The 22,761-nt window shown below is 56.4% G+C and carries 28 protein-coding genes; all 28 read right to left on the reverse strand.

Going from position 1 to position 22,761, the window contains the following annotated elements; all coding sequences use genetic code 11:
- Window positions 1-472: 472 nt before the first annotated feature.
- Window positions 473-1,000 (reverse strand): lysis system spanin subunit, encoded by a 528-nt coding sequence (locus GYN01_RS11510; protein WP_203307099.1) that lies wholly within the window; start codon window positions 998-1,000, stop codon window positions 473-475.
- Window positions 997-1,530 (reverse strand): glycoside hydrolase family 19 protein, encoded by a 534-nt coding sequence (locus tag GYN01_RS11515; RefSeq protein ID WP_203307100.1) that lies wholly within the window; start codon window positions 1,528-1,530, stop codon window positions 997-999. The genes GYN01_RS11510 and GYN01_RS11515 overlap by 4 nt, the downstream gene beginning before the upstream one ends.
- A 58-nt stretch (window positions 1,531-1,588) precedes the next feature.
- Complete coding sequence (locus GYN01_RS11520) at window positions 1,589-1,840, reverse strand: hypothetical protein (RefSeq protein WP_203307101.1); 252 nt, start codon at window positions 1,838-1,840, stop codon at window positions 1,589-1,591.
- Window positions 1,837-2,127: a hypothetical protein gene (locus tag GYN01_RS11525; RefSeq protein WP_203303760.1), complete on the reverse strand. Its 291-nt coding sequence runs from the start codon at window positions 2,125-2,127 to the stop codon at window positions 1,837-1,839. Before GYN01_RS11525 ends, GYN01_RS11520 begins: the two co-directional genes overlap by 4 nt.
- On the reverse strand, window positions 2,127-2,897 hold the full coding sequence (locus GYN01_RS11530) for a phage tail protein (RefSeq protein ID WP_203307102.1): 771 nt from the start codon (window positions 2,895-2,897) through the stop codon (window positions 2,127-2,129). The genes GYN01_RS11525 and GYN01_RS11530 overlap by 1 nt, the downstream gene beginning before the upstream one ends.
- Before the next feature lie 11 nt (window positions 2,898-2,908).
- A complete protein-coding gene (locus GYN01_RS11535; RefSeq protein WP_238936228.1) occupies window positions 2,909-3,640 on the reverse strand; it encodes a hypothetical protein in 732 nt (243 codons plus the stop codon).
- Window positions 3,640-4,029 (reverse strand): hypothetical protein, encoded by a 390-nt coding sequence (locus GYN01_RS11540; RefSeq protein ID WP_048401768.1) that lies wholly within the window; start codon window positions 4,027-4,029, stop codon window positions 3,640-3,642. The genes GYN01_RS11535 and GYN01_RS11540 overlap by 1 nt, the downstream gene beginning before the upstream one ends.
- Before the next feature lie 4 nt (window positions 4,030-4,033).
- The gene (locus GYN01_RS11545; protein WP_203307103.1) at window positions 4,034-8,011 is read right to left on the reverse strand and encodes a TipJ family phage tail tip protein; all 3,978 of its coding nucleotides are present in this window, start codon (window positions 8,009-8,011) and stop codon (window positions 4,034-4,036) included.
- A 55-nt stretch (window positions 8,012-8,066) separates the two neighbouring features.
- Window positions 8,067-8,678, reverse strand: coding sequence for a tail assembly protein (locus GYN01_RS11550; protein ID WP_203307104.1), 612 nt, complete (start codon window positions 8,676-8,678; stop codon window positions 8,067-8,069).
- A gap of 61 nt (window positions 8,679-8,739) precedes the next feature.
- Complete coding sequence (locus GYN01_RS11555; RefSeq protein ID WP_203307105.1) at window positions 8,740-9,090, reverse strand: hypothetical protein; 351 nt, start codon at window positions 9,088-9,090, stop codon at window positions 8,740-8,742.
- A 120-nt stretch (window positions 9,091-9,210) separates the two neighbouring features.
- Complete coding sequence (locus tag GYN01_RS11560) at window positions 9,211-9,690, reverse strand: GNAT family N-acetyltransferase (RefSeq protein WP_203307106.1); 480 nt, start codon at window positions 9,688-9,690, stop codon at window positions 9,211-9,213.
- A gap of 298 nt (window positions 9,691-9,988) precedes the next feature.
- Complete coding sequence (locus GYN01_RS11565; RefSeq protein ID WP_203307107.1) at window positions 9,989-10,273, reverse strand: hypothetical protein; 285 nt, start codon at window positions 10,271-10,273, stop codon at window positions 9,989-9,991.
- Between the two features lie 231 nt (window positions 10,274-10,504).
- Window positions 10,505-11,278: a C40 family peptidase gene (locus GYN01_RS11570; RefSeq protein WP_203307108.1), complete on the reverse strand. Its 774-nt coding sequence runs from the start codon at window positions 11,276-11,278 to the stop codon at window positions 10,505-10,507.
- A 2-nt stretch (window positions 11,279-11,280) separates the two neighbouring features.
- The gene (locus GYN01_RS11575; protein WP_203307109.1) at window positions 11,281-12,033 is read right to left on the reverse strand and encodes a phage minor tail protein L; all 753 of its coding nucleotides are present in this window, start codon (window positions 12,031-12,033) and stop codon (window positions 11,281-11,283) included.
- Between the two features lie 12 nt (window positions 12,034-12,045).
- Window positions 12,046-12,381, reverse strand: coding sequence for a phage tail protein (locus tag GYN01_RS11580; protein WP_047280221.1), 336 nt, complete (start codon window positions 12,379-12,381; stop codon window positions 12,046-12,048).
- Window positions 12,382-12,384: 3 nt separating this feature from the next.
- The gene (locus GYN01_RS11585; RefSeq protein WP_203307110.1) at window positions 12,385-15,852 is read right to left on the reverse strand and encodes a phage tail tape measure protein; all 3,468 of its coding nucleotides are present in this window, start codon (window positions 15,850-15,852) and stop codon (window positions 12,385-12,387) included.
- Between the two features lie 4 nt (window positions 15,853-15,856).
- Window positions 15,857-16,201, reverse strand: coding sequence for a DUF1799 domain-containing protein (locus GYN01_RS11590; protein ID WP_420850430.1), 345 nt, complete (start codon window positions 16,199-16,201; stop codon window positions 15,857-15,859).
- On the reverse strand, window positions 16,174-16,563 hold the full coding sequence (locus tag GYN01_RS11595) for a phage tail assembly chaperone (RefSeq protein WP_203307111.1): 390 nt from the start codon (window positions 16,561-16,563) through the stop codon (window positions 16,174-16,176). The genes GYN01_RS11590 and GYN01_RS11595 overlap by 28 nt, the downstream gene beginning before the upstream one ends.
- A gap of 9 nt (window positions 16,564-16,572) precedes the next feature.
- Window positions 16,573-17,220: a phage tail protein gene (locus GYN01_RS11600; protein WP_203307112.1), complete on the reverse strand. Its 648-nt coding sequence runs from the start codon at window positions 17,218-17,220 to the stop codon at window positions 16,573-16,575.
- 68 nt (window positions 17,221-17,288) lie between these two features.
- Complete coding sequence (locus tag GYN01_RS11605; protein WP_203307113.1) at window positions 17,289-17,705, reverse strand: phage tail terminator-like protein; 417 nt, start codon at window positions 17,703-17,705, stop codon at window positions 17,289-17,291.
- Entirely contained in the window at window positions 17,702-18,298 is a 597-nt protein-coding gene (locus GYN01_RS11610) for a hypothetical protein (protein ID WP_203307114.1), read from the reverse strand. The genes GYN01_RS11605 and GYN01_RS11610 overlap by 4 nt, the downstream gene beginning before the upstream one ends.
- The gene (locus GYN01_RS11615) at window positions 18,295-18,663 is read right to left on the reverse strand and encodes a hypothetical protein (RefSeq protein ID WP_203307115.1); all 369 of its coding nucleotides are present in this window, start codon (window positions 18,661-18,663) and stop codon (window positions 18,295-18,297) included. The genes GYN01_RS11610 and GYN01_RS11615 overlap by 4 nt, the downstream gene beginning before the upstream one ends.
- 46 nt (window positions 18,664-18,709) lie before the next feature.
- Window positions 18,710-19,036, reverse strand: a complete 327-nt coding sequence (locus GYN01_RS11620; protein WP_203307116.1) for a helix-turn-helix domain-containing protein — start codon at window positions 19,034-19,036, stop codon at window positions 18,710-18,712.
- Between the two features lie 87 nt (window positions 19,037-19,123).
- A complete protein-coding gene (locus tag GYN01_RS11625; protein ID WP_203307117.1) occupies window positions 19,124-19,627 on the reverse strand; it encodes a DnaT-like ssDNA-binding protein in 504 nt (167 codons plus the stop codon).
- A 59-nt stretch (window positions 19,628-19,686) separates the two neighbouring features.
- The gene (locus GYN01_RS11630) at window positions 19,687-20,277 is read right to left on the reverse strand and encodes a hypothetical protein (protein ID WP_203307118.1); all 591 of its coding nucleotides are present in this window, start codon (window positions 20,275-20,277) and stop codon (window positions 19,687-19,689) included.
- A 46-nt stretch (window positions 20,278-20,323) separates the two neighbouring features.
- A complete protein-coding gene (locus tag GYN01_RS11635) occupies window positions 20,324-21,286 on the reverse strand; it encodes a major capsid protein (RefSeq protein WP_203307119.1) in 963 nt (320 codons plus the stop codon).
- A gap of 12 nt (window positions 21,287-21,298) precedes the next feature.
- Window positions 21,299-22,027 carry a hypothetical protein gene (locus GYN01_RS11640; RefSeq protein ID WP_203307120.1) on the reverse strand — a complete coding sequence of 243 codons (729 nt, stop codon included), beginning with the start codon at window positions 22,025-22,027 and terminating at the stop codon, window positions 21,299-21,301.
- A gap of 104 nt (window positions 22,028-22,131) precedes the next feature.
- Window positions 22,132-22,746 carry a hypothetical protein gene (locus tag GYN01_RS11645; protein ID WP_203307121.1) on the reverse strand — a complete coding sequence of 205 codons (615 nt, stop codon included), beginning with the start codon at window positions 22,744-22,746 and terminating at the stop codon, window positions 22,132-22,134.
- Between the last annotated feature and the right edge of the window lie 15 nt (window positions 22,747-22,761).

Genomic DNA, 22,761 nt, shown 5'->3' on the forward strand with positions numbered 1-22,761 from the left:
GATACTGCAGCAATCAATACAGCCAAGGCAGCAGGCATCAGTTGCATTCTCGGAAAGACTGTCGGGAACAGTAACCATGAGGTATTTCTGCAAACGATACAGGCCCCATGCGCTCCCAACGGTCCGAATCACGCGAAGCTACTCGCTGATGCTGTCGAGGGTCTCACGAGGATTTACCCCGGAGCTACAGTTTGGGTCGACGTTGTCTGTAAGGACATGCCAGCGTATGTTCAAGAAGCAATTGACAGCCTTATAGGATTCGGCTGCCTAATGATCATTACACACAACGGCAGTTCTACCCATGGGAATGTGACACCTTTGACCGGTTCTCTCTGCAAGTCTGTCAGGTCGGCAAACACTCGCGGAATGGTTTGGCACCCGCTCGAGAACAAGTTTGTCAGTTCCGTGTGAGGCTCAACCATCAGACCTTAATTTCCTGTTGATAGTAGGGACTTGAATATGATCGGCTCGCCTATTTTTGCTTGGTGAGTTGGCGCACGTAGGCATGACAAGCCTGCAACGCGATCAATCCTTGATCTCCGTCACTGGTGATTCCAATAATTCGTTGAGCATGCGCTGGGTCAAGTTGGGCTCTATGGGCGCCATAAACCACGCTGCAGGTGCTGGTGGCGGTTTGCACTGCGTCACAATCAGTTGCGCCGGTTGCGTCGAGTAGGACTGACAGCCGTAGGTCAGCAGTAGCAAGGCGATCACGCAGACGTGCCTGTTTGGTTTTCTCATCTGTGAGCACTCGGTAATGGGATTGGTCGCTGGCTGCCAGCCATTGCTCCAGGGCGAAGCGCTTCCCCTGCTCGGCGAGGATTAGCGCTGAGGTGGCATTGGCCAGATTGGTGCGCTCGGTTTGGTGGGCCGTTTCCTTGGTGGCCAACTGCCGACCATAGGCGTTGGCCTGCCACTCCCATGCAGCCCACGCGCTGCCAGTCATAAGTCCAAGCGTCAGCAGTAATGCCCCGCCCCACTTCACCGCATCAAGCTTCAAGACAACACCTTCAGTGCTCGACCATAAAGCGCCTGACGATCCGCCAGCCCATTCAGCCCACCGTTGATGCGCCGAGTGATGGTGTCGAACTTGCCTTCATCAGCCAGGGTGTTGAGGCCTCGGGTGGCCCAAAACCAAGCCGCCGACATGCATGCATGCTGCGGCTTTTCCAGCAGTTCTGGCTGTGTGATCAGGTCGAGGCCCAGCGCTTCGCCGCACGTTTTGTAGTTGGCGCGGCCGGTGATCTGGATCAGGCCACGGCCGCGAAACTTGGAGCCGTCGCCCGGGTGGGTGTTGCCGAGGTCAGCCCTGCCCTCGTATCGCGCTTGAGCGGCTGTTGGGCCCCAGATTTCACGCATGTATTTGAGCTGGCCAGACTCGTGGCCGATCTGGGCGATGAAGGCCGCGACACGCTGCGTGCCGACGATTTGGTACCGGTTCATGGCGGTGTTGAGGACAGGTGCAAAAACGCCGTCAACTTGGCCGGCGTTTGGGAGAATAAGGAGCAATTGCTGCGCGGTGACGGGCATGGCTTTCTCCAGGCAAAAAAAATCCCGCGCGCGGCGGGGTTCGGTGGTTCGCGCGGCTTTAGTCTTTGGCCGGAACGACCGCCTTGGGCAGCGGGAAGCGTTTCTTGATATCGGCGACGGAGCCCAGCCACGCGGTGTAGTCCGGCGCGTTGCCCTGGCTCAGGCCGTCATAGTCAGCCTCCAGCCGTAGCGGGTCTGACTCGCTCAGGTAAGCCGCGCGGCGTGTGGCCAATATGCCGTCGAGTTCGACGCGCTCTTTGTCAGCCTGGAGCTGTTCGGCAGTTTTGAGTTGGCTGAAGTCGATGTTCATTCAGGGAGTCCTATGTGGCCGTTGCGTGGGTTGACGATGTCTTCGGGGAAGTTGGCAGCGTCCGTAGAGTCCGGGCCGCACGGCAGCATCAGACAGATGATCAAGTGACCGTTGCTACGGGTGATGTCGCCGATGATGTATTCGCAGTTGATAGCCGACTCAGGCAACACCGCGCCTTCGGGAATGGTGGTGAAGTCGAATGTTTCGCCGTTGATGCTCAGCGTGTCGTTGCGCTTGATCAGCGTGAGTGGTTCGGCGCCGAACTTCGGCGAGAGCTTGATAATCATTAGAACCACCGGCCTATGGCTGTCAGTGTGATGAAGTAGTTTTGCGCAGCGCTGAAGTTGCCGGTGATGGCGGCAGCCGTGACGCTTGAAGGCGCGGCCTGAAGCTTGTTGATGGTGAAGGTGTTGGTCGACGCTGGCCCGCGCAGCGCCACCAGCACGGCCGGTGCTACGGCGAACACGCACGGAAATTGCCAGTTGACTGCGATGTCGGTATTAGCCGCGGCCGACATGCTGAGTTGCAGGTAGGTGCAGATGGCCGTGCCATCGGCCATCAAGCAGAACTCGCCATTGGCGTTGCTGCCGCGCTGGAAGATTGCGCCCGTGGGCACACCGCCCACTTGGGAGACGCCACCCAGTATCTCGGCCACGGCCGCGCTTTTAAGCCCAAGTCCCGAGCGGGCAGCCGCCTGGTTGGTACCGCCCGTGCCGCCCTTGGCCACCGGCACGACGTTCTCGATTGAGACTGTGCCCAGGTTGGCCAGCGCTGTGCCCCACTGCTGGATGATCCCTCGTACTTGGTCGGCCAGGTCTTTGACATAACCTTGCATAGGTGCGAGCGCGTAGCCGCCTGCTGCTACGGTCGACCCTTGATAATTGGGAGAGATAGATAGAGCGGTGTCGCTGGCAATATTGGAGACTTCGTACCACGCGCCGTCCGGGCCGCGAAACGCATCACCCACGCGCGCGTTGGCAATGAAGGCTGTTCCTGTTCCGATAATGGCGTTGCTGTTGTTCGTCGCTTTAACTGACCCGGTTTTATACCAAGGCATAGATCAACTCCTTAACTGTTGTAATATCTTTCGATTGGAAACTTACAGACCGGAATTGAAAAGCTCGGCCCCGAGAACTGAGTCAGATATTCATAAGTCTTACTTCTATTGATTAAAATTTTCACAGATTGCAGCCCTCCATCAACAATTCTTAATCCTGCATAATGGACCCTTCCACAGAACCAAGCATTGCCCCTGTCTATACTTGAAATACAGATAAAATCATCGGGATCTACCGCTACCCTGCTGTGAAATACACCTACAACTCCGTAGCCAAGCGGGGGCCTCCAGTCCCAATCCTTCGTAAATTTACTGTACCGCACTACCCTATCGCTTGACGTGTAAACGACGCCTTCTGAGCCGTCATAAATCTCAAGTCCAAATTCGTCCACACTTCTGCTATCTGAAAACTTACAAGAAACATATTCCATGTAAAAGTTCTGAACTGGACGCACACCATTTGACGCGCTCGTCACATTAAATCCTGTCCAGTAGCCCGGCCCGCCTAACACCCTCGTGTAGATCGCTAATGCAGAGTGGGAAGCGCCTGTGCAGCAGGTGAAAATTTGAGGTGGCTCTTGTGTAAGGATTGGCTTTGCAAAAGTAACAGAGCCATATCCTTCGCCGTCAATATAGCGCGAGGTTATTCTGAAAGTTCCTCTTTCAGAAAAAACCAACGTCTTGTATTCACTGCTTATTACAACAGAGCCTCCATTGTTAGTTGCAGAAAGGCCATAGTTCATCAAATAACCCTCACCACTTCTATCACGCTTTCCACCATTTCTTCAGCCCACGTATATACCCACTTTCCTTCGAAGTCGGTTTCGTACGCGTTAGAGTAAGTAATGATCCCTATTTTTGTCCCCCCTAGATCAACATACGTGGGGACACAACCCCAGTACGCCTGCCCCATACCTTGCGGATAGGGCGAGTAGGCTTTAGGGGTAATGCTTACAAAGCACGTTGAGGCGTCATACCCCTCAACATCCATTGTTATATAGTCCCTCCTAGAACCGCTCCCATACCTGCGACTGGCAGGGATTGTCATCATCGCAAGTCTCTGAATGGTGAAGTCCTCCATCCCCAGAGTCTGCACGCCCTTCGTGTCGAGCACTTCTAACCCATAGATCATGACTTCAGCTCCCGGCCTTCAGTAGAGTCAGATTCCCGGCCCGCAAACGAACACTGTCATTTTCATCCTGTACAAGCAGGCCGTTGTTGTTGAGTGTCGTAGAGCCGCCTGCCCCGGAACTGCGCAGGGTCAGCATTCCTTGTGGAATATTGATTTCCAGTAATGGCAAGCCTTTGGCATTCACCGCACTCGACCTCAACGTCATCCCCAGCACCAGGTTCTGAATGAACGCCGTATCGATCATGGCGTAATTGATGAATACCTGACCGCCCGAAACTATAAATGGCGCACGGAGCTGACCCGTCACTTCGTCGATGATGGCGAAGCGTTGCGCGAAGGCCAGAATCTCCGAGGTGTCGCCGTCAGATCCTAACGCGAGGCCCGCCATGACCTTGCGCCCGCCCACAATGGTTTCGGCCTTGATTGTGGTTTGGGCCGACACCCGCCCATTCACATCGACCACGGCCTTGCTGACCTGCTGTACTGCGGCTGAGTTTTCGCCAGTGAGCGCTTGAACGGTGTCAATCCTCTGGGTCAACGACTTGTCGACATCCGCAACTGCTTTGCTGACTTGCTGAATCGTGGCGGTGTTTTGGCCTAGGTTGACTTGCAGCTGCTCGGTTTTCATTGCCAAGGCTTCTTCAGCCGTGGCGCGCACCCTCTTCTCCAGCGCGAAATTGGCCGTTGAATTCCACGCCTCCAAAGCACTGGCCAGTTCACCTTCGCCCGAGTCACTGCGCGCCTCTGCCCGCAACGATTCCAGGCTGCTGGCCGTGGCCACAATTTCACCATCGATGCGCGCCACTTCACCGCTGAGGGTTTCCAGCGCCTGAGTGTTGCCTGACACGCCCTCGCCCACGTCGACCAGTTCGCCTTTCAGTTCCGTGATGCGTTTGGCGGCGACTGAATCGTTGGTGGCCACCACCTTTTCAAGGCTCGACAACCCGGCCTTATTCTGGCCGACCTGTGCACCGAACGTGGTCACCCGCTCGGAAATGGCCTCGTCTTCAGTGGCCCGCACACGCTTTTCAACGGCCAGCTCAGCCGTGGATTGCCAGCTCTTGAGGGCGTCGGCCAACTCGCCCTCGCCCGTGTCGGCGCGCGCGGCTGCCCGCAAGGCTTCCAGCGATGACGCAGACGCCGTGACCTTGCCATCGAGATCATCGATGTGGGTGGTGTTCTGGTTGACCTGAAAGGCCAGGCCATTGGCGGTTTCGAGGATCTCGCCGATGTCCTTCCAGTAGGCCGGGTTGGGCGGCGGTGTAGCGAGCGGCACGTCCTGAAGCGCTTGATAGATGTGCCGTCCTTCGCGGGCATTTTCGCCGACCTTGTAGGTCTGCTTTGGATCGTAAATGAAGGTGTCGACCAGGCCTTCGACCTTGTCGCCCAATTCCTTAACCTGTCCTGCCAGTTCCTTGACCGAACCCGGCCCGTCACCGGTGATGAGTTCAATGTCCTTTCTTAACTCGGGATAAAGTGCACCCGTGCCGATTTGCCCCGCGAAGTACTTCTCGTATTCCGTCTGGTCCGAACTCGACTGGCCATTAACCCCGTACTTTTCCGGGAACCACGGCCCGACATTACCCGTGCGGTCCACCAGCCGCGCCCAGAAAAACACGCTGGTACCGGGCACAATGTTTTGCAGCTCATGCCGCGCTTGCGGGTAAGCGTAATCGCCAAGTTTGGTCGCAGACTCCCGATCATTGGCCGTGTTCTGCCAAATCTCGGTGCGCTGGGTGTCTTCTGCACCCGGTGGAAAGCCCCAGTTCAAGCGAATGCCGTAGACCAGGCTTTCAGTGGTCAGGTGCGTGATGGCAGGCGGCAAGCCTTCCTTGCCTTTCAATTGCGTCAGTTGCGAGTTCTTCCAGATGGACGAAATCTCAAACGCACTGACCGCACGCACCCGAGCCAAATAAGCGCCAGCGTAAATACCAGGTACCTCAACACTGGATGAGCCGGTGCGCTGCACCTTGATCCAGTTGCCATTGTCTTTACGCCACTCCACGTCATAGGCAACAGCGCCGGGGACCGAATCCCATGCGATGGTCATAGTGGTCACCGCCAAGCCCTGGGCGACGGTTGAGTTGGACGTGAGCGTAACGCTCGCCGGGGCTGGCACGACGGTAATCGGGATTACGCTGATGGGGCGTTCTTCCAAACGCGCACCGGTGTCGATGTGCGCAAACTTGCTTGGGTCGTACTGCACAGCGGTAATTTCATAAACGCCTGGCTCGGGCCGTGACACGCTGGTGACACGATAAAGCGGTACCGCCAAATCAGACGCGTCTAGGCACCACACCAGCTCAGGCTCGGGCGCGACGGAATAATCCGTGGTCACCGTGACTTTTCTGCCGCTGACCAGTTGGATGGTGCGGCCTTCGCATTTACCGTCCGGCAAATTCACAATCAGGCGATCGCCCGGTTTGGCCGAGGTGTCACGGTCCAGGGTGATGACCTTACCTTTGACCGCGGACACAAGCCCGCCCACCGGCCGTCCCGCGATCAACTCATCCGCAATCGGAATCACATACCCGGGCAGCGGGATACGACCGGCCAAGCCCGTTCGAAAAGAGACGGTGCGATCCTTTGCATTGGTCAGCAGCGCCCACTTACCACGACGTTGAGCTTCTGACTCGCGGGTGCAGCCAATGGCGCTGATCTCCAGCGGGTTGTCGCCATAGCGGCGTTGCAGTTTGCTGTCGGTGACTGCCGTGACATCGGTGTCGTAGTTGTTGGCCGGGTTGTCGTAGCTGATAAGTGCGCGGCTGTAGCGTGTTCGCTCAGAGGCACTGCCGTACGAGAATTTGCCGTCGATCACGTTGGCACGGGTGTAAGCGAAGTCGAAGTCAGTGGCGCGCGGCATGTCTGACAGCGAGAACACTTGCCCTTGCGCCCAATAGGTCATGCCGCGATAAATCGCGGAGATGTCTCGCAAAAGCGTCCAGGCGTCGGCTTTGCCTTGTAGGTTGAGGTTGCAGATGAAACGCGGCTCCGTACCGCCTTTTCCGTCCGGGACCAACTGGTCGCAGTACTGAGCAATGCGGTACAACTCCCACTTATCGACTTGCCAAGGCTTAATCCGGCGGCCGAGACCGAAGCGGTCATTGACGGTGATGTCGTAGGTCATCCAAACCGGGTTATCGGTCCAGGCTTGCTTGAACGTGCCGTCCCAGATCCCGGTATAGGACTTATTGCGCGGGTCATAATTGCTTGGTACCGATATCTTGCGTGCGTCACATTCGGTCGTGACTGCCGGGATGTTACGGAACTGCTCAGCAGAGAATTCTATATAAAGCAGCGCTGTGTTGGGGTAGCGCAGTTTGGCGTCAATGACTTCGGTGAAGCCCGCGATCTGCATCGTATCGGCGATTTTGTTGTTGCCTTGGTTTGCAGTTAAACGGGTAATTTTCAGCAACCAACCCGTTGCCGCCTTGGGCAGATCAACCCGGCGTGTACGCTCATAAGTGCTGGTGGTCTTTCCATCTACAGCCTCACTTAAAACCTCTTTGTAAGCGCCTCCGTCTGTAGCCACCTCGATCTTGTACTCGATTCGATAGCCGTTAATGTTGTTACTCGCATCCACTGCCTGCAAGGCTGGCCAAGCGAAGCGCACGCGTACAGCAGAAAGCTGAGTGTTGCTGATCGCCCGAACCCACGGGGTCCCGCTGCGCAACTCGATGCCTAAGGTTGTTTCGTTTTCGACCGAAGGAATGCCGCGGATGTACGGCTGCTCAACAGAACCGGTGCGCCACTCCCACTTCACGTTAGGGAAGTTGTAGTTACCCTGTTCATCTTGAAGCGGGGTGTTGTCGAGAAAAATGTTTCGAGCTGTTGGTGTGCCGTCGAATTCACCCTCACCCACGGCAATCAGCATTTTTGCCAAGGCAACAGAGCGCAAGCTGTCCGGGGCCTCTGTTGGGGTTTTCGGTTTCTCTTCCCCGCCCTTGGCGCCATGGATATCAATTAACTGTGCTGCGCCCATGGTTTCCTCCAGGCGAAAAAAAACCGCCAATTGGCGGTGCGGCATTCTGTGGTTTCTACATCTGATCTTCGGCGTAAATCGCAGCACTGATAATCGCACCGCCCCAGCGTCTGCGTCCGTAGCACAGTGAGACGGGGTTGCCGGAGGCTGTGGTGTTTTTGGCGCCGCCGAAGGCATAGCCGGGGGTGTTTTCGGGCGCTGCGCTGGTTTTAAGGCCGCCCGCTTGAGGGCTGAGCATCTGGATGACGCCGCCAAGCACCATTGAGCCGCCCATCATGATCAGTGCCGAGCCGAAAGGCGCACCAGCGCCGAAAGTGCCGCCAGTGATGACTAGGCCGACAACAATCAGTACAGCTCCGATGATGGTTTGCAGCGCCCCGCCGCGCTTACTGCCGGTGATCACTGGCGCGATACGAATATCCCCTTCCCCGGAAAATCCAAGCTCTTTCTCTTCGAGATTTTTCGAGCCCCGGAAAACTGCAAACTCGATCCCGCGCGACTTTGCGTTAGAAAGGAATCTTTCAAAACCAGGGATCTGCACACAGAGCGCCTTGATGGCCTCGCCAGGGGTTCGAACAGAAAGCCTAAAAGAACGCCCGAATTGCCGAAGCTGCCCATAGAGAAGAATCGTGGTCAGCGGTTGATAGTTGATCGCCAGTGCGGCCATGTGTTTTCTCCAGGTAATAAAAAGGCCCGCCGAAGCGAGCCTTGAATGAATTTATGTATCTCTACATACAGCCTTGCAGCGCAGACAGTCTTTTATTGGCGATCCAGTTACCAACCACCACGTAATATTTTGCCTCCGATCCAGAGCCCTTTGGCTGGATATCAACGAAGTACTGCGAGCCCTCAGTGAAAACCGTATACCCGGTATCGCGACCTGGCTGGAGAGTTGCCCCAGGCGTGCCTCCGAAGATCGGCTGGTTTTGCCATTCATAGTGGACACATCTAGCCAGCGCGGAGTCGGTTTTCTTCGAGGTCAGCACCTTATACGGCCCCGCCTGGCGCGCCTCATTCATTGTCGGCGCCATACAGCCCGCCAGCAGCACCACCGCTACTGCCCCTATCAAAATCCGCATGTCGTTCCCTCTTTGTTAATAACAGGAATCTACCACAGCCGCACGACGCCAAACGCCGAGTACCAATCCATCGGATGCAACAGCGGGTCATACACGGTCAGCACTCGCATCAATGCCGCCTTAGCTTTGCTCCCTTGACTGAAGATCCTCAGGGGCGAAGCTCAACCTCCACTTCATGTGGCCCGCTGGAAAAACAGCGAAATCCTCAGCTGCAACGACCCAAAACTCAAGAGCTTCCTTTTTGGTTGCCTCAATATAGAAGTCGGTAAATCCTTCGTTCGATACATATTCAGAAAGCAGTGCCAGTGTTTTACGAGCAATCCCCAGGCGTCGAAAATGCGGAGCCACATAGAAGCGATACAGTTCTACAAACTCATCACACACTCGAACGGTACAAAATCCAACACGGGCAGTAGTCCTCAATTCAGGTCCCTCAATGTCAGCCAGGATCAAAAGGCAACGCTCGTCTATCATGTCCTGATCATCGACCACTGAGTGGAACGGACTATCCGGGTCATTTTGCAGCAAGCTGGTTCCCACATCGATTGCAACAGCGCGGTCTACTGACTCCAGCTGAATATCAAGTACCGAAACACTCATGCACGCATTCCTTGAGGTTGATTTTCCTGATGACAGATCAGATAGCACCCGGGGTAAGCTTGCAACCCTAGATATCTACTCATGGGGAGAGCGGTTCTGATAGCTCTCTGGCTAGGCTTCTATCGCAAGTCATTACCAAAAAACTGGCCAGGCATCCAGCGTGGATGGAATTCCAGTGGCGGCCGTTCCGGGCGCGGTAGTAGCCTCCACACTCTCGAATAATCGGCCAGGAGGGCATATGTCATCGTTGTTGTTCTATACGGATGAAAACGAAGCAATTGTGGCCACGGATACTCTTTTACATTACTCCGTCGACACGCCCCCAGGATTCGCCAGCAAAGCCATCTCGATCCCCCACATCCGAATGATCATTGCCGGCACCGGATCGGCCCTGCTTTTCAGTCGCTGGATCGGCCTGGTGAATAACCAAGGTTTTGCCCTCGATGTAGATGCGATCGATGCTCATGCGACCCAAGAGCTTCAGGCCCTCTGGAGCGAATTGAATCGACATGCCCCCGCCCTCAAGAATCAGACTGCAACGATCTATCACTTCGGGATTTCCGACAACTCTGGAAAAATCCATGGCTTCGCTTACCGTTCAGTGTCGGACTTCAAATCCGAGCATTTAGATTATGGGCTCGGGGTAAAGCCAGAGCTTATGGACAAGGCGGGAATCGACCTCAATTCGTACCCTGCGTGCGCGCCTGAAATGATGCGAGCGCAGTCACGTCAGGAAGAAAAAAAAGACCCAAGACCGCGTTTATATAGGCGGGTCGGTGCAAGTCACCCATTTAACCAAGCAAGGGTTTACCATTTACTCATTGGGCGATCTGGACTGAGCGTCTTTGTGCCTGAGGATCAGGCGCGTTCTATCATGCCAAGGACCGCCATAGACGATTATCTCGGACGGCCTGCCATACAGGTGGTGCAGCAGGAATGGGCCGGGGCCGAATGCACCGGATTCTTCGCCGGGTAGCGCCGGATCGGCGCCAAGGTAGATCCCGGCATGATTCGGGTGAACGGTGCGCCCCACCTGCATAACGATCATGTCACCGCGCTGAGGACTGTTTACGCGCACGAAGCCCGCAGCCTCGTAATGCTGTTCGTAGAGACTGGGGTTTTCCGCACTCTCCCACCACCCATCGACGCGCTGGAAGGCCTCAAATTCAAGCCCCCATTCCCGCTGGTACCACTCGGCACAAATGCCCCAGCAATCCCAAACCCCATGTACAAACGGGCGCTTGAGCAGCGGCGTGCTGCCCGTGGGCGTGATCGTGCGCATGTCGCCTTCGGGCCACGACAAAATGTGCCAGGGCAACACCGTGGCCTCGCACATCGCCAAGTCATGCGGTGACGGCCTGCTGGTTGCGTCCGGGTGGGAGTGAACGATGCCGATCACTACGCCCACATCTTCCGCCGCGGCATAGTCCTCGGGGTCGAGCCGGAACTCTTCGCTTGGCTCCGTGGCGATGTTTCGGCACGGGAAATACATCTGCTTGCGACCGATGTCCAGCAGCAGGCCGCAACACTCCTTCGGATACTGGGCCGCCGCGTGCGCCTGGATAGCCGCAATGATGTGCTTGCGCATGGTCAGCTCCGGGCAATTAGAGACACGGCGGGGAATCCGCCGTGGGGAAGCTCTTCGTTTTCGCCGAAGCGCAACTTGCAGGACGACAGGCAGCCCTTGCACTGATCCTTGGCCGGGTCATCCGTGGGATTGTCTTCGTCATCAAACATCGCTGTCCCCGTGTAGTTACAGTCAGGGCCCCTGTATCCCCCGGTCATGGCCCAGTGGCAGAAAGTCGTCATTTGGCGCCCGGGCAAGCCGTGGTTGTCGATTTCGCCAGGCGAGGACAACTCCCATTGCACCTGTTCGCCGTCTTCACCGGTTTTCTGGTCAATGAACCAGATTTCCAGTGCTTCTTGCGTCGGATCGGCCGTGGGATTGCCTTCGGGGAAGTTCTCGGCATCCAGGTACTGCGCCAATGTCTCGCGTACGGTGAGTTTGAACTTGAGCAGGTCTTCAAAAACCAGGCACAGCGCCGTCACCCGGCCGTTGATGTTGCCTGCTATGAACGTAGGCCGAGTGGCTGTGCCGTCGCTGTCAGAGCCAATTCCTTCAATGTTCACGGGCCACGCAGCGTATTCGTTGCCCTGCCAGAAAATCGACTTGGCAGGCAGATCTTCGTCAGAGCCTTGATAGGCCAGCAATTCATCCGGGGTATGTGGAATGGCATGCCCATGAAAGCGCAGGTAATCCGCGCCGTATTCAGTCCCGTCGATTTCGAACAGGCGAATTTCGCCGCCGGGTTCCAGTTTCTGGATGTCCGTGATTAATGCCATGTGAGGATTACCTTAGGGGTGAAACACTTGCTCGAAGGTGGCCGACAGGGAGTAGGTCAGCCCGCCACGGGGTGAAGGCTTGTAACCGTTGCACTTGTAAAGACCCAGCTCGCCCAGCGGCGGCGTCCAGAGGAAGGCTTTCGCCCCTTGGTGCCGATCCAGAAACGCCATAATGGCCTTGATTCGGTCCTTGGGGCCGGTGTGCATAAACGGCCAGGACTGGGATTTGTTGTTGATCCCGTCCGTAGTCGTCTGCGCGTAGCCGTCGCCGAATTGCTTGGTGCGCACGCGCTGCTTGATCTCGCCTTCGCCCTTTTCGGTTTGCCAGGTGAATGTTTCGATTGCCATAAATTATCCTTTTACGTTTCGGCTGCTGACCCCGCCTTGGCGCCACGACTTGGCGATTTCTTCCTTGGCAACGACGCGCATCCGGTCTTGCATGTTGCGCTGGAAAGCCTCGGTATCGAGTTCAGCCCCATCCGGGCGGCCTGACTCTTCGTCGGTCATCACCATTAAGGGGATATTGAGGCTGATCGAAGTTCCACTGCCGCCACCAACCGCCATAACACCGAGTTTGCCACTCGCGGTGCGGGTAAGCGGCATGATGGCTTCTTCCCCTGCTTCACCCATGACCCCGGTTTTGCCGTTGGCCATACCGAACGCGGTCGGTTTGCTAACGATGGAGTTAGTGAAGGCGCCGCCATCAGCAAACATCTGTACGCCCGCATCCCAAGCACCGCCTTTGGCCTGCTGGATACCAGACCAACCGTCCATGATTTCAGGGCTGTATCCGCCCTGCGTAGATCCTGCGGATGCAGTACCACCACCGAAATATGCGCCAGCCGCCGAGACACCAACCCCTACCAGAGAACTTAGAATCCCCGAGGCCGCCTGCCGTGATGCAATGCGCGCCATGTCCGCCAAAATCGACTTGGTGAAGTCCGCAAACGAAAGCTTCCCGGTCATGGCGAAGTTAACGACAGCATCTTCCATCGAGCTGAACGCGTTGCTGAACAGGCTTTTTGTTTGCCCCGCCACATCCCGGGCACTGTCCATGTAGTTCTGGAAAGCGGCCGTTGCCCCGTTGCGCCAATCACTTTGAGCGGCCGACATCTGCTCATAATTGCTGAGCGTGGTCTGCGCAAGGTCGGATTCGCTTTTATTGATGGCTGCGAGCTTCTGGTTGTACTCGTCCGCACTCATGTTGCGCGCGGCGTCGGCTTTGTCCCGGGCCAGATCCAGGCGCTGCTGGTTGGCTTGGTCAGCAATGCCATTCAGCTCACCGTTGAGGGCGTTTTGACGGTCACCCTGACCAACGCCGAGCGCGGCCCGCTGCCCCGCCTGCTGCAACGCTTGATTCTGCCGACTCAGCGCATCGGAGTAGTTACTGATCGCCAAGGTTTGCTTTTTAAGGCGCCCCTCTTGATTGATTGCCAATACTTTTAACTGGCTGTCAGCGTCCTGCTGGGCCTTAACCATATCGGTGCGAGCATCGGCGATCTTCTTGTCCAGTTCGACCGCTTGCGCGGCTGAAGTGGTCTTTCTGGCCTTGGCCGACTCAAGCGCTGCTATCTCGGCCTCATACGCCGCGGTGATTTCGTCTTTCTCATTGCCGATCAGGCCTGCGCGCTTCCAGCCGTACTCTTCCTGCGAAACCAAGCCAGCCTTTTGCAGTGCATCCAACTCCTTTTGGGCGTTGGTGTACTCGGCGAGGATTGTTTTGATAGCGTTTTGAGAGGCGTTGAACTCCGTCAGGTCTACGGCGCCGACCGCTCCTTTTGGGACTTTCGGGTCTTTGTAGCGTGTATTGATATTGGAGATCTGCTGATCCACACGCGACTGTTCCAGCCGTGGATCGTTAGGGTCAGCGGCACGGAAAGAGGCGAGTTCCTGGTCCAGCTTTTTAAGCTCATCATCACGTTTTTGCTTGTTTGTACGAAATGACTTTTCTCTAACATCGAAAGCGATTTGAGAGTTAAGCGCTTTATCCTGAATAGCTTGGGCTAGCGCCTGCTCTTTCGCCTCTTTGTCCTGGGTATCGCGTAGCTTGGTAAGGGTCGCGAGTTCTTTCTCAGCAAACGCGAGTTTCTTAGCAGCATCCGTGTCATCAGGATCCGCCTTTACTGCGCTGCGCCCATAGGCAACCTGCTGCGTTAGTTCTGTAATCCTTTGTGAAGGAGCGGTCTGTCGACCGATGTTGTTAATCGCATCAAGTGACTTCTTTGCCTCATCAGTGATGCCCTTCCAGGCGCGCTCTATGTAGCCAAGGTTTTCGGTTATCTGGCTAGACCGAGAATTGACCGTATCGGCGTAGGTATCGGTCAGCAGTTTGGCTGCACCAATTTGATCACCCTGCTCCTTCAGCGCCACAATTTGGGAGTAAACAGAAGCTGTCAGGAAGTGGTACTGGTCATTGAGTTCTTTAGCAGCTGCGACCGGGTCTTTGGCAATTTTTACAAACTCGGCAATCGTTGCATCGACCGATCTCCCGGTCGCGTCCTCCATTGCGGCCGCTGCATCAGCAATAGTTCTGAAGCTTTCACCCGCGATAACGCCACTCCCAGCAAGTTTGGCGAGTGTGCTGGCAGCCTCGGAGGTAGTCCCGTTGACCGCGCTCACCTGCAAAGCTAGCTCGGCAAGTCGTCCAGCAGTAGTGCCTGCATAATTACCGGTCAGGATCAGCGACTTGTTGTACTCGTCAGCCTCCTGGCTACCCTTGTTGTAGCCGTAAATCAAAACCCCAAGCCCTGCCGCGGCGGCAATTACCGCAGCAGCCATGCCCATAATGCTAAGTGATGCACCGCTGACCGCCGGCCGAATCGCACCTACCGCGCGCTGGGCATTTTCAGCCGCTTCGGCGGCGGTGTTCGAGCTTTCTGCCAGATCGGAAAGGCTGTCGCCCGCCTCGCCTGCGCTTTCTGCCAAGTCTTGGGAGTTTGCCGCTGCGCCAGCCAGCGAAGTCCCTAAGTCAGCAACACCCTCTCCACCCGAGAACAGAGAGCGGAACTTGTCACGCAATACCGTTAGGGTGTTATCAACCCCGCCGAATGAGTCTTTGATCTGGCCGCCCTGCTGAATCAGCACCATCAGCGGGTTCTGACCGCCAGCCAGGCTGGTGAAGATGTCAGTGAATTGCGCAGGCAGTTGGCGCAGCGCTTGTTCGGTTTGCCTGGCACTGATGCCCGTTTTCGACAGGCCATCATCAAAACCACTCAAGCTCTTGCGCGTGGAATCAATACGGGCCGAATAGTCCTTGAAAGTTTCCGCATCGATCAACCCGGTCTTGCGGTATTGCTCCAGCTTGGCCTGCTGCTCATCAAGACGCGCCAGTGCCGCAACAGCCGGGTTGATCTGACCCAGCAGCTTAGCCAAGCCATCAGCCTGCACGCCGGTAGCTGCCGCTGCCTGGCGGGTAGATTGCGCCTGCTGCTCAACTGTCCCAACCAAAGCATCTGCATCCGCCTTAAGCCGTCGATTGAGCGCCGCGAAATCGGTGGTTGTGGCCCGAGCCGCGTCCATGGCGGAGGTGCTGGAGTTCACGCTGGAAGCGAGGCTCTTCAGGTACTCGCTTGAGTCCAGGGATGCCTTGGCCATTGCAAGCAGGCGAGCCTTGGCATCCTCCGTGGTTTCAGCCAGCTTGGTTTCAGCGCCCGCCAAGCCAGAAGCCGCCGCCGAGGCCTTGCCGAAACCCTCGCTGATGCCTTCTGCTGCTTTTTCGGCTTTTTCGCCTGCTTGAACGAGCTTTTCAAGCTCTGTACTGGCCTTGGTGACATCGCCGGTCTGGACGGCAATCCCAAGGCTCGCAATCTCACCACTCATGCCGTCATCCTTTATTCATTTGCTCAGACATGACGAGCATGGCTTCGGCTTCCAAAACCCGAAGGTCAGGGAAGAGTTTGATCGTGTTTTTTTTGGTAAAGCCCGAGAGGCTGGCGGTGTCGTAGATCGCCGAATAATCAAGGCCGGTAGCCCCGCACGCGCCGGTGCGCCACTGCGTCGACAGGGCTTCAAAAAGCCGGAATGCCTGCCAGTTATCTGGCCAGACTTCGACGGTGTCGTCGTAGTCTGTCGAGGTCAGACCGAACAGACTGAGCTGCTCGGATGACGCCGAAGGTTCGTACAGTGCGCGACCGACCTCGATCAGTTTCCCAGGCGTGCTGCCTCGAATGCACCCTGATAGGCTTTAACGATTGCATCCCCAGCGCCCGCTGACGTTTCCACCAGCGCCCGAATGGATTCCTGGCTGAGCTTGACGTCATAGCCCCAGCCAACAACCAAGGCTTCGACCTGGCTCACCTGGTGCTCGATATTGGCTTGCGTCAGAGCAACAATGGTCAGCTCGGCGCCCATTTCCTTGAAGCGCACCTCATCCGCCTTGAAAGCCTCCTGCCACGACAGGAACAATGCAGCCAAGGCCTTGCGGTCTCGATACTTGAACTCGAAAGGTACCTTGTCGGGTTCAGCGCCAACGCGAGGGATTTCAACGGTGACCTTGAACGTGGGGTTTTGCTGAATTTTGAACTTGGCCATGAGTGCTCCTTACACCAGATAACGGGTCGGTTCGGCCTGCAAAGCCAGGTTAACGGTGCGGGTCAGCACGTTGTTGCGCGAGACCGTTGGCTGCTTGGAAAAGGAGGTATAGGCACCGTAGAAAATGGTGTCATTGCCGGGCAGGTTCAGGCGCGCAGCTTCCACCTTACGACCTGCGTCAGCGGCCTCCAGTACTTTCACGAATGGCTTGCCCGGGTCATCGGCAATGGTCAATGCCATGCTGGCTGCCGACTTGTCGGTTGGCACTTGACGACCTTGTTTGTCTTCCAGAAAAACCACGTCCGTGTACTGCTGCTCGCCGCCGGAAAACGCCACGTCAGTGACTTGCGGAATCTGCACCCACGTTTCGATCTTCTTCAGGGTTCCGCCGCCCGAGCCTGCGGGGAAGCTTTGCGTATCCGAGGTATCGATATCCTCAAGAGTGATCGACACCGCTGTTGCGGCCTTAACACGTACAACACGCCCATTGAGGGTGCTCCAGCCGGACTCAACCAGCACGATATCGCCCACCTCCAGATCGGCGTCTGCGACCGTGGCCACGGTTTCAGTAGCGTTGCTGATCGCAGTGAACGCCAGTGCCGCGGCATAAGTGGCGGCATGCTGGAACGTACCGCCGTTGGGGAGTTTGTAGCCCATGGCTTTTACCTCTCTCAGAAATGACAAAACCCGCTCAAGGCGGGTTCGGGGTTTGCCCAATGGGCGGGTTAAAAGGTGTCCGCGCGGTACTGAAACGACACAGGCAGCGCATAGCCGGTGTCTTCTTGTTGCTCGGGACCTGGCTCGACGGGGGTCATCACCAGAACCGTGAAGTCACCTCGGCTTAATCGATCATTGAGGGTAAACAAAGCAGCCAAGCCCTCTACCAACCCTTCGCCAGCGCCGGAACCAATTCCGGCAGGTGTGACGATGGTGATTTGAAACAGACCGGTATAAACCCGATGCTCGCCAGCGAGGTCGTCGCTCCCCGTGCGCGCAGGTATCGAGAAAGCACGCAGGTAGGTTTCGTCGTCAGCAGGCTTGAACGTCACATTTTGATAGGCAATGCGCAGTACGGGCTTCTGCAGCTTGGCCCAGACAGCCAGCCGGGCCTCAAACAGTGAGCGAACAATCTTATGGCTCATTCCTGGTTCTTCCTGATGGCTTCTTCCACAATCTTTTGAAAGTTGGCCAGGGTGATCCGAACCATTCCGCTCGGTGCCTGGGTTGAATGCCCGTATTCCAGGGGAACGGCATAAGGCAGTGAGTTGGTGATGTAGGCCGTCTCTCCCGCATTGAACTGTAGGGCGCCATTGACAATGCGTGCCATGGAGCGGCTGCCACCGGGATCTACCTGGTCAACCGTCGAAGCGTCAGGAGATCCGATACTGAACATCCAGTTGCCGCGAAAGCGCCCGCCAATATATCCCTGCGGCGTACGTATGCCCATGCCGTCATTGAGCTTTAATCCGCGCTTGAGATAGCCGCGCTTGTCGAAGTTCTGCGGGTTTTTGCGAAGGATTTCGTTGTGTTCCGCGACAGCCTGATTGTATTCATGGCTGATTTTGTTGATTTTCCAAATGCTGGGATTGCCCACAGGCGACATCGTGATAACGCTGTTGCCTATGTTGATAATGATGTCGCGCATCGTCACATCAATGGCGCCTTTCGTACGATCCGCGAAGGCTCGGATTTGAGCTGAGAAACTGCCGTTCTTGCCTGCGTAAGGATTGCTCATGATCGAACCTGCAACTCATAGAGGATCGGTGTCCCGGCAGGGTTGATCTCTTTGAGCGGAGGAACGATTGACCAAGTGCGGCCTTGAATTGACACCTTGCTCAGCAGGTCAGGCAACCACTCAAGTCCCTGGGCAGCGATCTTGAGCTTCTTGTCGCCTTGCTTGATGAGGCTGTTGTTCTGGAACTCCAGGCCAGTGAAGTCGCGCAGGATGCCTTGGGCGGTCTGCTCGATAGTGGCGCCCGGTGAATCCCCACCTGTTTCAGGATCGTACTCGCCCGTCTCGGCCTTGCTGATGGTCACAGACTGGCCGAACTCTGTGATCATTTCCAGAGCCATCACGGCCATTTCGTCGTAGAAGGCCATGTTGGCTCCTGATGTGAAAAGCCCAGCTCGATGGCTGGGCTTTTTTTTAGCTGTAGGACAATGTGACGTTATTAAACCCCCGACTTTTTAACTCTTCGAGGATATCTTCTATGGTCGCCTCGGTAAGTGATTCGCCCATATGCTGCTTCACCACCTCAGCCTCTACCTCATCATCGTCGAGGTCGCTGTAGAGAGCTTTGTTAAGTTCTTGCCAGGTGCCCATGGTAGGCTTGGCTTCTGCGCGCTCATACCGACCCGGCATAACAACTGAAATGCCGGCCTTTTCGGCAAGCTCGCTCAAGGTTAAATTTGCTGACTTGCGTGCATTACGCAAGGCAGATGCAAAGTTACTGCTTTTAGGGTTGGGTAGCATTTTGTAGCTCCGTCGTGGTTGCTGGATGCTACTTTATACACCGCCAGAATACTGGTCAAGGTACTTTTATGCCTTTCGGCCCTTTTTCTATGCACGCACGGCGAACAGCCCACGCTTTTGTAGGTAGTCGGCAAACTGCGTTGCACTGGGCCGATCCGGCGCCGCCGGCAGAAGCCGGTTACTGGTGTTGGGGATAGCCGCGTACTGCCGGGTCACCGCCCCTTCAACACGATCCAGCAGCACCGCTCCCTTGCGTTTCTCTACCGGGTCGATATCGTCCTGATGGATCTCAGCAGCCAGCGCCATCTGCCCGTACTGAATACGCGCGGGAAGGTAATTGGCTGGTTTGTTCTCGCTATCCAGGTGCACTTCGCGGCGAGGCCAGGACAACGACTGCTCACTTGCGCTCTTGCGCCCCTTCCAGCTCATGCCATCCATCGCCAAGGCGGCCCGACGCAGCAGCGCCTCCTGCTCAGGAACCCCGGCAGGGATGACCGTGCCGAACTTCACTGCATACATGGCCAGGTCCTCAGCGGATGCATAGCTTTCTGCATCAGGCTTACTGGTGCCGTCCTCGATGATGAGTGTCATGCGTCAACTCGCTGGAATGGTTTGTAGATTGGCCGCCGGGTGACCGACAGCCAGCAGTATTACTCCTTGGTCAGCTCGGCGACGAGCTTTTCCAGGGATTCTTTGGAGGCGTTGCCCCGATACTGAATCTTGGCTTCGTCGAGCTTTGCTTTCAGCGCCGAGATTTCACCGGCCTCATCAGCTGGCGGCGTGAGAGCAGACTTCTTCAGCGCTTCAACCTCGGCGCGCAGCGCGTCGACAGTCAAGGCCAGGCCGTCACGTTCAGTGGTCAACTCACCAACCGAAGCATGAATGGTGCCCAGCACGTCAAACAGGCGTAACGCCAGTTCCCCAGACTCTGGACGGTGGATTTCGCCAGCCTCCAGGCCGTCGACCAGCAGAACCATTGCGCCACTCTCGTCTTGCAGAGCGGCAAGCAACTGAGACAGCTCTCCAGATGCCACCGCCTGCGTGCCGACAACAACAGGCTCTAGCAACGCAACCACCTCAACATCGACGCCAGCATCTTCGTATGCCGTGACGATTTCGGGATAGTCACCTACCACGGTCACTGCCGTTGCATCGCGCTCAATACTGCGGAATAGGCCCGGGACGCGGTAACGCTTGCCAGGCTCAAAGCCGTCAAGCTGGTTTGTATAAACGAGTTCCATCGGAATCTCCGTGGCGGCCATCGCTGGCCGCTTCCTGGGGTGGTTATCAGCCGCCGACTGGTGGCGTGGTGGTGAGGTTGATCATCACGCCGGCGGTGACCTTGTTGCTGTCCGAGTGCTTGACCCAGTTCGCCGCGGAGCCGACGGCCGCCAGGGTTGGGTTGGTGCCGCCGGTGGTTTCCTTCCAGCTGTAACCCAACACATCGATGTTGACGGTACCCTCGGCGCGGTAACCGATAGCCAGGTTTTCCTCGTCGTTCACGTCGTACGAGCGGAAACCCGGGGCCTGTGATTCGGTGATGACCACGGCATTCGGCAGCAGGCCGAAGATCGCATCCACTGCCGCCTTGTCGGTCACCAGCACCGGCTTGCCCAGGGTGCCAGGCAGGCCGCCGTAGATAACGACGCCCGCTTCTTCGTAGACTTTGTTCGCAATCGCTTCATCAACGATGTCGAAGTAGGCCGACGAGTGCATGACCCACAGCGCGATGCGACCGAACTTGTCACCGAATTTGCGCATGCCACGGGTCAGCGTCTTCTTGCCGTCGGTTTCGATGTTGGCAGACACCACCATTGCGGCGTTGGAACCGATGGCAGCCTTGAGCGCGCCGGTGGCGTACTCAATGAAGCCTTCGATGGTAGCGTCAGCGACGTCGGCGCCGATGATCTGGGAGAACTCATCTACGGCACGACCGCGACGCTTGAAAGCCTCTTCGGTGGTCTGGTACGGGCCGTATTTCCACGGAGCTTTGACGCCTACAGCTTCGCCAGCGCCGATTTTCTTGGCGGTGACCTTGCCCTCGGAGTTGACATCGCGGTGTTCCAGGCCGCCGCCGAGCTTGTAGAACGCACGCTTGCGGAAGTCGCCTTGGATCAGTTCGTTGTCGAGGACGATTGCGCCGTTGGACGAAGCGTTAAACACGTCCAAGTTGTCCTGAATGCGCTCCAGGTATGCAGTTTGCGCCTCATCGTTGTAGATGATCAGGTCGCTGTTGACAGTTGTAGCCATGGGTATTTCCCCTTACTTGGGCAATGCGAGATATGCGGTTTGGCCGTGCTTGCGCTGGAAATCGCGCTTCTGCTCGGAGGTCATTTCGGAGCGCTTGGATGCAGCCTGGCCGCCGCCCCCGCCCGGGGCATGTGTCCCTGAAGCCCTTGGCCACAGGTGGGGTGCGCTTTCGCGCAGAGACTCGGCCCATTCGAGCGGAGTCAGAGGGGTCTTGCCGTCTTTGCCGAGGATGGTCTGGCCATGCTCATCGACAGCGACCGCTTCGCCCTCTTCGTTCAGAGAGAACACGCCTTTGGCGCGCAAGATGATGTCGTCGGTGGCTTCCGGCAATGCACCGGCTTTCAGTGCTGCACCGCGTACCGAGTCGCCCAGGACTTTGCCCTGGAACTTGGCGGCGAAGGCTTCAGCCTTCTCAGCGCGACCAGCGAGCGTTTTTAGCTGCTTGTCATGCTCTCCACGCAAACGCTCGGTGCGCTTATTGAACACCTCGTCAACCTTGCCCTCGGTCAGCAGCTTGGTTTCTTCATCCTGCCCGGCGCGGCTGAGCAGGCCTTTGACTGCGTCGATGTCGATGCCTTCAAACTGTGTTTCAAACTGGGTCTGCTTGCCGGAGGTTTCCTTCAGCTTGCCCAGCAGTTCCGAGTTCTTGGTTTTCAAACCGGAAACGGATGCTTCAACGGCAGTCGCGATAGCGGCCTTGATTGCCGGGTTTTCCAGGTCGATTTCGTTTTCTTCTGCCACGTTGATGCACCCCTTGGGTATGTCTTGTCCACATTGCGGACATAAAAAAGCCCCGGCATTTGCCGAGGCTTGATTTAAAAATTTGTTAGTTACTAAACCTCTAATCAATCAGCATTGACAGGTTCTGAGTACCTGTTTTTTAACTGCGCCAATAAATCTGAAAGATCCAACTGCCAATGACCAAGTGTTGAAAACACCGTGATCTGGGCCTTTGATAAATCACCCTGGTGATTATTATCAAAGTGCCTAAATACCGCCTTCGCATCACCTTGAGATAAACGGATTTGGGTAGATTCACCGTAATTCAACAAAACCGGAAATCCCTTACCCGTCGATCCGGCCATATAAGCATTCCAACCGCTATCGAAATTTTTTACGCCTATTCTGGCTCCGCTCAAATTAACAGGCCTATTTCCAGACGAAACAACATCAATAACGAGGTCTACGCCACCAAACAGGGCAGATCCATTATTTGACGGCTGGATAGCCCCATTTAACTTTAGCCTCTCAGCGTTGTCTTTGCGCTGCGTGTCAGCCAACCATACAGCAACGATGACGGCCACAAACGCACCAATCCCCGATACCCAATCCCCAACACTTCCCCAATTCGGAACATACTGGACAGTCGAATCCGGGTTTAGGTATACCCCTGCTGTGAGCCCAAATAATCCGCCAAATATAAAAGCAATGGGTAACCCTATCGCGATTAAAAACTTCATGAAGCCTCCATATTG

Origin of the sequence: Pseudomonas weihenstephanensis (assembly GCF_016812185.1) — a bacterium.
Classification (GTDB): Bacteria; Pseudomonadota; Gammaproteobacteria; order Pseudomonadales; family Pseudomonadaceae; genus Aquipseudomonas; species Aquipseudomonas weihenstephanensis.